The 12,367-nt window shown below is 63.9% G+C and carries 13 protein-coding genes; 7 read left to right on the forward strand and 6 right to left on the reverse strand.

Translation table 11 applies throughout. From position 1 onward, the window contains the following. Nucleotides 1-3: 3 nt before the first annotated feature. From O9320_09565 to O9320_09580, 4 genes are all read right to left on the reverse strand, one after another. Nucleotides 4-591 (reverse strand): lipocalin family protein, encoded by a 588-nt coding sequence (locus O9320_09565; GenBank protein MCZ8311089.1) that lies wholly within the window; start codon nt 589-591, stop codon nt 4-6. A 67-nt stretch (nt 592-658) separates the two neighbouring features. Next, nucleotides 659-2,629: a HAMP domain-containing methyl-accepting chemotaxis protein gene (locus tag O9320_09570; protein ID MCZ8311090.1), complete on the reverse strand. Its 1,971-nt coding sequence runs from the start codon at nt 2,627-2,629 to the stop codon at nt 659-661. Between the two features lie 137 nt (nt 2,630-2,766). After that, a complete protein-coding gene (locus O9320_09575) occupies nt 2,767-3,432 on the reverse strand; it encodes a uracil-DNA glycosylase (GenBank protein ID MCZ8311091.1) in 666 nt (221 codons plus the stop codon). Nucleotides 3,433-3,444: 12 nt separating this feature from the next. After that, nucleotides 3,445-4,035 (reverse strand): NYN domain-containing protein, encoded by a 591-nt coding sequence (locus O9320_09580; protein MCZ8311092.1) that lies wholly within the window; start codon nt 4,033-4,035, stop codon nt 3,445-3,447. Nucleotides 4,036-4,134: 99 nt separating this feature from the next. On the opposite strand from O9320_09580, the gene folK reads away from it, so the two are divergent. From folK to era, 7 genes are all read left to right on the forward strand, one after another. Further along, nucleotides 4,135-4,641, forward strand: a complete 507-nt coding sequence (folK, locus tag O9320_09585; protein MCZ8311093.1) for a 2-amino-4-hydroxy-6-hydroxymethyldihydropteridine diphosphokinase — start codon at nt 4,135-4,137, stop codon at nt 4,639-4,641. A gap of 110 nt (nt 4,642-4,751) precedes the next feature. Beyond that, the gene (gene rpoZ / locus O9320_09590; GenBank protein MCZ8311094.1) at nt 4,752-5,150 is read left to right on the forward strand and encodes a DNA-directed RNA polymerase subunit omega; all 399 of its coding nucleotides are present in this window, start codon (nt 4,752-4,754) and stop codon (nt 5,148-5,150) included. Nucleotides 5,151-5,291: 141 nt separating this feature from the next. Continuing rightward, nucleotides 5,292-7,451 carry a bifunctional (p)ppGpp synthetase/guanosine-3',5'-bis(diphosphate) 3'-pyrophosphohydrolase gene (locus O9320_09595; protein MCZ8311095.1) on the forward strand — a complete coding sequence of 720 codons (2,160 nt, stop codon included), beginning with the start codon at nt 5,292-5,294 and terminating at the stop codon, nt 7,449-7,451. Further along, nucleotides 7,448-7,861, forward strand: coding sequence for a holo-ACP synthase (gene acpS / locus O9320_09600; protein ID MCZ8311096.1), 414 nt, complete (start codon nt 7,448-7,450; stop codon nt 7,859-7,861). The genes O9320_09595 and acpS overlap by 4 nt, the downstream gene beginning before the upstream one ends. A 72-nt stretch (nt 7,862-7,933) precedes the next feature. Then, nucleotides 7,934-8,689 carry a signal peptidase I gene (gene lepB / locus O9320_09605; GenBank protein MCZ8311097.1) on the forward strand — a complete coding sequence of 252 codons (756 nt, stop codon included), beginning with the start codon at nt 7,934-7,936 and terminating at the stop codon, nt 8,687-8,689. 10 nt (nt 8,690-8,699) lie between these two features. After that, a complete protein-coding gene (rnc, locus tag O9320_09610) occupies nt 8,700-9,398 on the forward strand; it encodes a ribonuclease III (GenBank protein MCZ8311098.1) in 699 nt (232 codons plus the stop codon). Beyond that, complete coding sequence (gene era / locus O9320_09615; protein MCZ8311099.1) at nt 9,395-10,303, forward strand: GTPase Era; 909 nt, start codon at nt 9,395-9,397, stop codon at nt 10,301-10,303. The genes rnc and era overlap by 4 nt, the downstream gene beginning before the upstream one ends. Nucleotides 10,304-10,475: 172 nt before the next feature. Here era and O9320_09620 read toward each other — a convergent pair whose 3' ends face one another. Continuing rightward, on the reverse strand, nt 10,476-10,751 hold the full coding sequence (locus tag O9320_09620; protein MCZ8311100.1) for a type II toxin-antitoxin system prevent-host-death family antitoxin: 276 nt from the start codon (nt 10,749-10,751) through the stop codon (nt 10,476-10,478). A 58-nt stretch (nt 10,752-10,809) separates the two neighbouring features. Further along, the gene (locus O9320_09625) at nt 10,810-12,228 is read right to left on the reverse strand and encodes a short-chain fatty acyl-CoA regulator family protein (protein MCZ8311101.1); all 1,419 of its coding nucleotides are present in this window, start codon (nt 12,226-12,228) and stop codon (nt 10,810-10,812) included. Nucleotides 12,229-12,367: the final 139 nt, after the last annotated feature.

The raw sequence follows: 12,367 nt of genomic DNA on the forward strand, positions 1-12,367 counted from the left end.
GGATCAAGGCGGCGGCACGCAAGGCAACGGCCCGTGATCCACAAGGATCAGCTCTTCAGTCGGAAAACCGAGCCCGCGCGCTTGTTCCACAAGCCGGTTGCGGATCTCGGGCGACAGATCCGGCTGGCGGGCCAGGAGCCACAGATAGCCGCGCGTGGGGCCTGAGACCAGCGCCCAGCGATAATCCGGTTTGTCGAGCGCAAGCACATGGTAGCCGCCGGCAAACGGCCAGAAGAACGTGACCGACAGGCTTGCGGTTTCGGGCGCCCCTTGGAACACGGCGCGACCCGTGGCTTCTTTCCAGCGGCAATTCTTGGCGTCGAACCCGCGATTGATTACGCCGACCGAGCCGTCGTCGTGCAGCGTGTAGGTGGCGGTCACGTTCGAAAGCCCGCGCTCGAAACTATGGTCGAGCCGCATGATCTCGAACCATTCGCCCTTGTAGCGCTGTACGTCGAACCCTTCGACGGGTGCGACACCCTTGGGAATGCCCGTGCACGCACCTGCTGCCAACGCGAGCAGCAGCACGCCGATAACCGCGCGCATGCGCGCAGGAGCGAAGTTCAATAGACGGAGCGAAGAATATGCCATGCCCCCACCATACGCAGGTTTACTAGGTGCGGAGCAAGGGCGCAGAAGCAATGCGTGCTTTGCCGCTTTATGCCGCCTTTACTTTTTCAAGGAACGCGTGGATCTCCGACGCCAGATCGGCGGTCTGCACGCCGACGTCCTTGGACGCGGACAGGACATCCGTGGAACTCGTGCCGGTGCGTTCGGCCGCTTGCCTGACCCCGGTGATCGAGCGGTTGGTCTCTTCGACGCCCGCGGCGGCCTGCGCCACGTTGCGCCCGATTTCCTTCGTGGCGGCGGTTTGCTCCTCGATAGCGGCCGACACGGCTGCCGTCATCTGCGATATGGTCAGCACGGATTCGCCGATCCTCGACATGGCTTCGACGACGCCGTCGGTCTGTGATTGGATCTCTTGGACCTGCTCCGCGATGTCGCTCGTCGCTTTGGCGGTCTGCGAGGCAAGCTGTTTGACCTCGCTCGCGACGACGGCAAAGCCTTTGCCGGCCTCGCCCGCGCGCGCAGCCTCGATCGTGGCGTTGAGTGCGAGCAGATTGGTCTGCGATGCGATCGCGTTGATCAAGGTCACCACACTGTCGATCTTCCGGGCGACCTCGCTGAGCTTGCGGACCTTCTCCTCGCTCTGCTTGGCAAGATCGGCGGTTTGGTCCGCACTTTGGCTGGACGCCACGATCTGGCGCGAAATTTCGCCGATCGACGCGGTCAGTTGTTCGGCTGCAGCCGTGACCGTTTGGACATTGGTCGAGGCTTCGTTCGCGCCCGACGCGGCACTCACCGAAAGATCGAGTGCGGTCGCGGAAATGCGCGTGAGTTCGTCGGATGTCGTGCGCAGGCCGTCGACAGACGCGCCCGTCGCGTCGACGAGGCTTGCGACTTTCTTGCTGAAGAAGTCGGTCGCTTCGGCGATCTTCTTCGTGCGCGCAAGCTCCGCCGCCTGCCGTTCGTCGGCGGCTGCTTCGAGTGCGCGCTGCTTCACGAGATTGTCGCGGAACACGAGCAGGGAGCGCGCCATGTCGGCGATTTCGTCCTTGCCATTTGTATCGACCGAAAGGTCGGTCTCGCCCGTCCCAAGGCGGCCCATCTCGGTCGAAATAGAAACCATCGATTTCGTGATGGCGGTCGCGATCGCAATGGTCAGCAGCACGACGAGGGCCGAGATTGCGGCAACCGTGCCGAAGACCACATTGCGCAGTACCGCCAGCCTTTGGTCGATGCGTGCCTCGAATGCCAGATGCGCGCGCTCTTCGGCGGCGCCCGCCGCGTTTATGATCGGCTCGATAGCGGCATAGGCGCTGCTCAAGGCGGACACTTGCGCATTTTTCTGGGCAGTGCCGGCGACGAGCGATTTGAAACTTGCGCCATAGCTATCGACAAGGCCGGTCAGCGCTTGGGTCTGCGCGGCCGTAAGGCCAGACTGGGCCAGAAGGGTCAAGAGGCTCGCCGTGTTGCGCGCATGCGTATCGGCTTCGGCCTGGGTTTCGCGAAGCTGGAAATCCTTTTCGTTGCGCCGCAGCTGCAGGACCCCGACTGTGATCCTGTCGGCTTCCAGTTTGAGAAGCTCGGCTTCCGCGGCGCGCACGGCTGTTCGCATGCGCCCCTGCAGGCCGTCGTTCTCCGTTACGCCGATTTCGCGCACCGTGCGCACGAGGACCGCGAAGGCCTCGTTGTAGGCTGCAAGCCCGGCTTCGATTTTGCGGTATTCTTCGGCGAGTTCTGGGGCTGCACCGACGCGGATTTCGGCCAACGTCTTTTGGATCTTGGCCATCGTCGTCGCGTGCGCATCGACGGATGCCGCAGTGCGGCGCAACAGGAAGTCCTTTTCGTGCCGTCGCGCTTGGAGAAGCTCCAGCGCAAAATCGGCGAGATTGTCGGCTCGCTTGTCCGCCGTCTGCCGCAGTTCGCGCGCCGAGCTGAGTTCGCTGTCTTGGTAGACAAGCACGCCGCAGACGAACAGGAAGCCGACGACGGCAAGTCCGCCGAGTAGGCCGAGCTTCGCGCCGACGCGAAGATTGCCGAGGAACCGCGAAACAAAGTTGCTCAATGGACTCCCCTTTCGATAATAATTCGTCTGGTCTATTTGAGTAGCTTCAATTTCGTTAAAAAATCATTATACCAATAAACAAAATAACCAGATTTTTCGTTTTTTTGCGTTTCTGGTGCAGTCGCCTTCGCCGCGCGCTACAGCCTCGCCTTGAGGCCGGCGAACACGGCTTCGAACATCGCTGGCGTCAGCACGCCGGTGTTCGTGTTGTAGCGCGAGCAATGGTAGCTGTCGGCGAGGATCAGGCCGCCGGGCAGATCGTGCCCGTGCAATTCGTGAAGGGCACCATGCGCGAATTTTGCTTGGGACGCTTTGAGGGCGAGCGTTTTCAAGACCGCATTGTGGGCGAGATGGCCCAAGGCCAGGATCGCTTTCAGCTTCGGCATTGCCGAAAACTCGCCCGCCAAAAATGGGCGGCAGGCTTTTTCCTCATCCGGCAGCGGCTTGTTGGCCGGCGGCAGGCAGCGCACGGCATTCGTGATGCGCGCATCGACCAGGGCCACATTGTCCGGCACCCACGCCGCATCTTCGCGGCCCGCAATGTAGGTGCCGGTCGCGAAGCCGAATTTCTGGAGCGTGGCGAACAAGAGATCGCCCGCAAAATCGCCCGTGAAAGGGCGGCCCGTGCGGTTGGCACCTTTGAGCCCCGGCGCGAGGCCCAAGATCAGCAGGCGTGCCGTTGCAGGGCCGAAACCGGGGACGGGCGCGTTATGCCAAGTTGGGTGCTGGGCACGTAACGCGTCGCGGAACGCCGCCAGCCTGGGGCAGAGCGGGCAGTCCCGTGACGGTTCGTTGCTGGGCAAGCGGCTGCCTTTTTATGCGGGCGGTACTTCGCTCGGCGGCAGCGTATTGGGCTGGCCGCTGGCGCCGTCGCGACCGCCGGGCCGCGAGATGTGGGCGGCGAGGTCGAACAGATCGACGAACATGTCGGCTTGGCGGCGCAGATCGTCCGACGCCATCGGCGGCTGCGAGCGGATCGTCGAGACGACCGTCACGCGCACGCCGCGCCGCTGCACGGCTTCCACGAGGCGGCAGAAATCGCCGTCGCCCGAAAACAGCACGACATGGTCGAGCTTGTCGGCCAGATCCATCATGTCGACGGCCAGTTCGATGTCCATGCTGCCGCGGAAGCGGCGGCGGCCCGTGGCGTCGGTGAATTCCTTCATCGGCTTCGTCACCATCGTGAAGCCGTTATAGTCGAGCCAGTCGACGAGCGGGCGGATCGGCGAGTAGTCCTGTTCTTCGGCCAGCGCCGTGTAGTAGAAGGCGCGGATGAGGCGGCCTTTGCTCTGGAACAGCTGCAGGAGCCGCCGATAGTCGATGTCGAAATTGAGGCCGCGTGCGGCGTTGTAGAGATTGGGCCCGTCGATGAACAGCGCCAGACGTTCCTGGGGATAGAAGGCCATGCGAATTTCCTTTTGCAAAAGCGAATATGCGCGCGTTTCAAAATGCGTCGCGCGTTCTTTAGCGCCATTGGCGGGCGTGTTCAACATGGAGTTTGGCGTTTGATCCTCGTCGCCCTCGGCGCCAATCTGCCCGGCCCCGCAGGCTCTGCGGCTGCAACCGTGCGTGCGGCGGCGGCACGGCTCGATGCGGGTGCGACGCGCGTGGCGAGCGTCTCGCGCATCTGGGAAAGCCCGCCTTGGCCGCCGTCGGATCAGCCTTGGTACGCCAACGCCGTTGTGCGCCTCGAAACCGCGCTCGATGCGGCGGCGTTGCTCGCCCATCTGCACGCGCTCGAGATCGCGTTCGGCCGCGTGCGGGGCATGCGCAATGCCGCGCGCACGCTCGATCTCGATCTGCTCGACTACGACGGTATGCTGCGCGCCCCGCCGCAACCGGCACCCGAATTGCCCCATCCGCGCATGGCGGCACGCGCCTTCGTGCTGTTGCCGCTCGCTGAAATCGCGCCCGATTGGCGCCATCCCGGCAGCGGTGCAAGCATCGCGGATTTGATTGCGGGCTTGCCCGCCGATACGATCTGCCGCCCGCTGCCGGCACCAAGCCCTTGAGGGTGCTGCGGTTTTCGGCGCGAAAAGGGGTTGTGTTGCGCTGCAACGGCTTGTATATTCTTTGCCCCTGTTTGGCGCATAAGCGCTTTTGATTTGTGGAGTTTGCTCGCATGGCTCGCGTAACCGTCGAAGATTGCGTTGTCCGCATCCCCAACCGATTCGAACTGGTGATGCTTGCGGCCCAGCGCGCGCGCGAAATCCAGGCGGGCTCGCCGCTGACGGTCGAGAAGGACAACGACAAGAACCCGGTCATCGCATTGCGCGAAATCGCCGAGAACTCGCTCGACCTCGACATTCTGCGCCAGTCGGTCGTGCAGGGTCTGCAGCGCCAGGTCGAAAGCGAAGAGCCGGAAGACGACGCGATGGAACTGCTCGCTGCCGACCGCGACATTGCGGGCGTGCCGGAAGACGCGACGCGCGACGGTATTGAAGACGAAATGGAAATCGAAGACGCCGAGGAGAAGCTGGCAGGCGGCGCCGAAGAAGCCGATGCCGGTGCCGACGTCTAAGCGCCTGCACACGAGGCACGCTTGAGCGCCGACGGCGGCGACGCAAGCCCGGCGGCCGAGGCGCCGTCGGCTGCGGCTGCCGAGGTTCTTTCCAAAGAAGCCGGGGCGAAAGAAGCAGCGCCCAAGCGCGTGCGGCCCGCGATGATGCGGGTCTTCGAACTCGTCGAGCGCGTCAAAGCCTACGATCCCGAAGCCGACGAAGACCTCATCAACCGCGCCTACGTTTATTCGATGAAGGTGCATGGGGCCCAGACGCGCGCGTCGGGCGATCCGTATTTTTCGCACCCGCTCGAAGTGGCGGGCATCCTCACGGGCTATCGGCTCGATACCGCGACGATCGTGACGGCGTTGCTGCACGACACGGTCGAAGACACGCTTGCGAGCATCGACGATATCGAGCGCGTGTTCGGGCCCGAGATCGCAAGGTTGGTCGATGGCGTTACCAAGCTCTCGCGCCTCGAGCTGCAGGCGCAGTCCGACAAGGCGAAGCAAGCCGAGAATTTCCGCAAGCTCCTGCTCGCAATGTCGGAAGACATCCGCGTGCTGCTCGTGAAGCTCGCCGACCGGCTCCACAATATGCGCACGCTGGGATTCATCCCGAAGCCCGAGAAGCGCCAGCGCATCGCGCGCGAGACGATGGAGATCTACGCACCCCTCGCCGAGCGCATCGGCATGCGGCGCATCCAGGAAGAACTCGAAGATTTGGCCTTCGCGCAGCTCAACACCGACGCGCGCGAGTCGATCGTGCTGCGCTTGCAAGCGCTACGCGCGCGCGGCCAGGACGTCGTCGCGCGCATCGCCGACCAGATCGTCGCGACCTTGGCCGAAGAGGGCGTCACGGCGCAGGTCTCGGGCCGCGAGAAGACGCCCTATTCGATCTGGCGCAAGACGCAGACCAAAAACGTCGCGTTCGAACAGCTCTCCGACATCATGGCGTTTCGCGTGATCGTCGCCGACACGGCCGGATGCTACCGCGCACTCGGCGTGATCCATTCGCGCTGGCCCGTGGTGCCGGGGCGCTTCAAGGACTACATCTCGGTCCAGAAGCCCAACGGCTACCGCTCGCTGCATACCGGCATCTTCGGGCCCGAGCGCCAGCGCATCGAAATCCAGATCCGCACGCGCGACATGCACGACGTGGCGGAATCGGGCGTGGCCGCACACTGGTCCTACAAGGACGGCCGACCCGCCGCCGCCGACGCGAAGGGGACCTATCGCTGGCTGCGCGAACTGCTCGACATTCTCGAGCACGCGTCCAACCCCGAAGAATTCCTCGAGCACACCAAGCTCGAAATGTACCAGGACCAGTGTTTCTGCTTCACGCCCAAGGGCGATCTGATCGCCTTGCCGCGCGGGGCAACGCCGGTCGATTTCGCCTATGCCGTGCATAGCCAAGTCGGCGACCATTGCGTGGGTGCAAAGATCAACGGTCGCATGATGCCGCTGCGCACCGCACTCGCGAACGGCGACCAAGTCGAGATCGTGACGTCGAAGGCGCAAGTGCCTTCGCCGACGTGGGAGCGCTTCGTCGTGACCGGCAAGGCGCGCGCGCGCATCCGCCGTTTCATCCGCGCCCAGCAGCGCCAGCAATTCATCGATCTCGGCCGCTCGATCCTGCAGAAGGCCTTCAAGAGCGAAGGCTACGAATATGCCGACAAGTCGCTCGAAGGGGCGGTCAAGCCGCTGAAGGCCGAAGACGTCGAGGATCTGATCGAGCGCGTGGGGGCAGGGCAGACGGGCGAGCGCGAAGTGCTCGGCATTCTGTTCCCCGAAAGCCGTGTGCCGCCCAAGGCTCCCAACGTCGTCTCGCTGCGCAAGGGCAAAGCCAAGGACAGCAGCTCGAGCCATGCGCAAGTGCCGATCAAGGGCCTCATCCCCGGCATGGCGATCCATTATGCGGGCTGCTGCCATCCGCTGCCCGGCGACCGCATCGTCGGCATCGTCACGACGGGGCGCGGCGTCACCGTGCACACGATCGATTGCGACACGCTCGAGCAGTTCGCCGACCAGCCCGCACGCTGGCTCGACGTGGGCTGGGACGTCGAAGACGCATCGGGCGAGGCGTTTGTGGGCCGCGTGGCGATGGTTGTGCGCAACGAGTCCGGGTCGCTTGGCGCGCTGTCGACCGTGATCGCCAAAAATGCCGGCAACATCACCAATCTCAAGATCGTGAACCGCACCGCCGAATTCTGGGAAATGATCATCGACGTCGAAGTGCGCGACGTGAAACACCTCACCAACGTGATTGCGGCCTTGCGCGCCACGCCCGTGATCAACTCGGCCGAGCGGGCGCGCGGATGATCCTCGGTCTCGGGTCCGACCTCGTCGATATCCGCCGCATCGAGAGCACGCTCGAGCGCTTCGGCCAGCGCTTCACGCACCGCATTTTCACGGCGGCCGAGCGCGACAAGTCCGAGCGGCGGGCCGCACGGGCGGCCAGCTACGCGCGGCGCTTTGCCGCCAAAGAAGCCTGCGCCAAAGCACTCGGCACAGGTTTTCGCAAGGCCGTCTATTGGCGCGACATGGAAGTGGTCAATCTGCCGGGCGGCAAACCGTCGATGCGGCTCACAGGCGGCGCACTCGCACGCCTTGCGAGCCTGGTGCCCAAAGGCATGCGCGCCCAGATCGATGTGAGCCTAACCGACGACCCGCCGATCGCCCAGGCGATCGTGATTATTACAGCCTTGCCGGATCAAGCCGCCCCGGCTTGACACGGGCGGCCCTTGCTGGGCCATATCCCGCCCGTCCGGAGTCCGATTTCCAGAAAGTTCCAGGCCCTTTCCATGTCGCTGCCGCCGATCGCAAAAACGCAAAAGCCCGACACGCTGGTCGAACTCGTGAAGACCGTCGTCTATGCGGTGCTGATTGCGCTGGGCATTCGCACGTTCTTCTTCGAGCCGTTCAATATTCCCTCGGCCTCGATGGTGCCCACGCTGCTCGTGGGCGACTACCTGTTCGTGTCGAAATTCTCGTTCGGCTATTCTTTCGCTTCGATGCCCTATTCGGTGAAGCTGTTCGACGGGCGCGTGGGCGCATCCGAGCCCGAACGCGGCGACGTCGTCGTCTTCAAGCTGCCGCGCGACGGCAAGACCGACTACATCAAGCGCATCGTGGGCCTCCCCGGCGACCGCATCCAGGTCACGCGCGGCGTGCTGCTGATCAACGGCGAGGCGGCCAAGCTCGAGCGCATCGAGGATTTCGTCGAGAGCGACGGCGGCTTCGTGCGCCGCGTGCCGCAGTTCGTGGAGACGCTGCCGGGCGGGCGCCAGCATCGCGTGCTCAAGATCCACAACGACGGCTTCTACAACAACACGCCCGAATTCACCGTGCCGGCCGGCCATTATTTCGCCATGGGCGACCATCGCGACAATTCGCAAGACAGCCGCGACGCGAGTGCGGTGGGCTTCGTGCCGTTCGAAAATCTCGTCGGGCGCGCGCAGATCCTGTTCTTCTCGACCGACGGCACGGCCAATCTGTTCTTGCCGTGGACGTGGGTGACGGCCGCGCGCTACGGTCGCCTGCTCGACCGGGTGCGCTAGGCAAGACGCCGTGCAGGGTGCTCGCGCCAAGCTCGAGGCCGCGATCGGCTATCGCTTCGTCGATGCCGACCGTTTGATCGCAGCACTCTCGCATTCCTCGCTCGGAAGGCGCGGCAATGCGCGCAGCTCCGGGGCCGATTTCGAACGGCTCGAATTTCTGGGCGACCGCGTGGTGTCGCTCGCGGTCGCCGAAATGCTCGCGCAATCGTACCCTGCCGAAAACGAGGGCGACCTTGCCAAGCGCCATGCGTCCCTGGTGCGACGCGAGCAGCTTGCTGCCCATGCGCGCACGATCGGGCTTGGCGAAGCGTTGACCTTGTCGAACAGCGAATTGCAGGGCGGCGGGCGCGACAATCCGGCAGTCCTCGCCGACGCGTTCGAAGCGCTGGTCGCCGCCATCCATCTCGACGGCGGCTACGCGCCTGCCCAAGCGCTCGTGCGCCGCCTGTTCGAGCCGCTCATTCAGCCGCAATCGGAATTGCCGCGCGAGCCCAAGACCGCGCTGCAGGAATGGGCGCAAGGGCGCGGCCTTGGCCTGCCGGTCTATCGCGTGACGACGCAAGACGGCCTGGCGCATGCGCCGCGTTTCGTCGTCGAAGTTTCGGTTGCCGACTATCCGCCCGCCACGGCCGAGGGAAGTTCGAAACGTTTGGCCGAGCGCGCGGCGGCGTTGGCCCTGCTGCAACGGCTGGAGGCCGCAAAACCATGACCGAGCCCATCACGAACACGCGCTGCGGCTTTGTGGCCCTGCTGGGTGCCCCCAACGCCGGAAAATCGACGCTGGTGAACCGCATGGTGGGGGCCAAAGTCGCGATCGTGTCGCCCAAAGTGCAGACGACGCGCAGCCGCGTGACCGGCATTCTCGTCGAGGGCACAGCACAAGCCGTGTTCCTCGACCTGCCGGGCGTGTTTGCACCCAAGCGCCGCCTCGACCGCGCGATGGTCGCGGCCGCATGGCGCGGTGTGGAAGAGGCCGAGCAGCGCTGGCTCGTCGTCGATGCCGCGCGCAGCGACGCCGACGAAACGGCGCTGATTCTCGACGGCCTCAAGTCGCGAAATCTCAAAGCCGACATCGTGCTGAACAAGACGGACCTCATCGATCCGCCGAAATTGCTCACGTTGGCGCAGTTCTACGCAAGTTCGGGGCTCGCAGGCGAAGTGTTCATGGTGTCGGCCGAAACCGGCGACGGCTGCATGCGTCTCAAGGACCATCTGCTGCAGAATCTGCCGTCGGGCCCGTTCCTCTATCCCGAGGACGATATCTCCGACTTGCCCGCACGCCTGCTGGCGGCCGAGGTCACGCGCGAGCAGATCTATCGCCAGCTCCACCAGGAATTGCCCTACGCGTCGGCGGTCGAGACGGAAAAATTCGAAGACCGGCCGGACGGCTCGGCGCGCATCGAGCAGACGATCTACGTGGCGCGCGAAGGCCAGCGCAAAATCGTGATCGGCTCGGGCGGCGAGCGCATCAAAAAGATCGGCGAGTCCGCGCGCATCGAACTCACAAAACTCCTCGACCGCAAAGTGCATCTTTTCTTGCACGTCAAAGTGCAGGAAAAATGGGACGAGAAGCGCGATTTCTACAAAGCCTGGGGGCTAGAATACGAGGTGTGAGGGGCGGGGACTAACGCCGCTTCGCTAGCCTTTCGCCGGACATTCTTCGGCGAACAGCCTGTCTGCGCTGCATAAGCGCGAGATAAGTTTTTTGTTCCCAAAACTCGAATGTCGGCCTCGTTCAGCTCGCGAGTCAGTCGATTGATCTCGACCGGGCTATCGACGAGCCGCATCAAGAACGGCCGGCGCGATCGCGGCGATTTTTTGTTTGGGCTTTTTGCGCGATGCCTGCATGCGCGTCGCGTTCCGGCGTTGGGTCGGCCGACGATCCGCCGGTCGGCGCGGCGGCGGCCGGTACCTGCCTCGCCACCAACTGCCGATAGGCGGTGGCGGAAATCAGCACCGAATTGTCCCGCCCGTGCGATGTGACGGTCACGGGGCCTTCGGCAGCGTGGCGCAAGAAGGTGCCGATATTGCGGATCAAGTCGGTGGCTGCGATGCGTTTCATTGTGCAGTCCTAGTCGATCCCTTCGAATCATTCAAACGATTGTCGAACGATGCGCGCGTCATTTCTTGAACGCATAGGCACTCGCACCCTTCACGTTCACGTCGATATCGAGGCGGTGCTGGAGCGGCGGGTAGGCACGTTGGCGGCAATTTTCGCGTTCGCACACGCGGCAGCCCACGCCGATATCCACGACATGGCCGAGTTTCTCGAGATCGATGCCGTCGGCATAGACGAGCTCGTGTGCGTTGGCGATTTCGCAGCCGATCCCGACCGCGAGCAGGCTTTGCGGCTCGAGGAAGCCGCCGCCGGTTTTGGCGACGGTGCGCGCCACGCAGAAGAACGTCGCACCGTCGGGCAGGCGGGCGGCTTGCGTGAGGATGCGGCCCGGGCTCGTGAAAGCCTCGTGCACGATCCAGCGCGGGCACGAGCCGCCGAATCGCGAAAAATGGAAACCGGCGGCCGAGAAACGTTTAGAGACATTGCCCGCGATGTCCACGCGCACGAGCCACAAGGGCACGCCTTTGTCGCCGGGGCGTTGAAGTGTGGAGAGGCGATGGCAGGCTTGTTCGAAGCTCACGCCGAAATGGTTGGCGAGCAGTTCGATGTCGTAGCGCCGTTCGCGGGCCGCCGCGAGATACGGCGTATACGGCATCAGCACGGCACCGGCGAAGTAGTTGTAGAGGCCGACGCGCACCAGCGTTTCGGTTTCCTTCGAGGCGAGCTTTGCCGTCGCCACGATGAGATCGACTTGTTTGCGCGCGGCAAACAGGCCGATCTGGTAGGCGAGATGGAAGCGGCGCGAGGCGCGCGGCAAGGTCTCGCTGAGTTGCAGCGTTTTGGTCTTGGTGTCGTAGCGGCGCACGCCACCCGCCAACGCGGCAGGCTCGACGATTTCGACCGCGATCGAAAACCGCGTCTTGGCGTAATCGACGAGACCGCGCCAGGCTTCGCCGATGGGGACACCGGCTTGTGCGACGACCGCTTCGGCGGCCTCTTCGATATCGGAAAAATAGTTCGTGCGGTCGTGGAAGAAATCGCGTGCTTCTTCGGCGGGCAACACCATCTTGCGCGTGTTGCCGCTCGGCAGGCCCAAGGTCATCGATTGCGCATCGTCGCGCGCGAGGCGATAGGCGCGATAGAGCTCAAGGATCGCCTTGGCCGCATTGGGGGCGGCTTCGGCAAGCGCTTTGATCTCTTCGGGCGCGATCCCCTGGGCCGCAAGCGTGCCGTCGGCGAACACTTCGCGCAGGCCCGTGGCGAGCTTGCGGTCGTCGTCGTCCGAGAGGTCGGTCAATTCGATGTCGAACTGCTTGCCGAGTTTCAGCAGCAGGGCGACCGTCACCGGCCGCTGGTCGTGTTCGATGAGGTTGAGGTAGCTCGCCGAGATGCCGAGCTGCTCGGCCATGCGCGCTTGCGTGAGGTTTGCCTGCTCGCGCAAGCGGCGGATTTTGTTGCCCAGCAGCGTTTTGCGCGCCATCGCCTGCCTCACCTCAACGTTATTTACAAACTTTACACCGCACTGCCGAAACTTGCAAATCCAGCGACCAGTTTACGGTTTTGGGCCGTTTTTGGGCTGTCTTGCACGCACCCGCACTGTGAAGATGTTTACATCGAAT

Origin of the sequence: Magnetospirillum sp. (assembly GCA_027532905.1) — a bacterium.
Taxonomy (GTDB): Bacteria; Pseudomonadota; Alphaproteobacteria; order CACIAM-22H2; family CACIAM-22H2; genus Tagaea.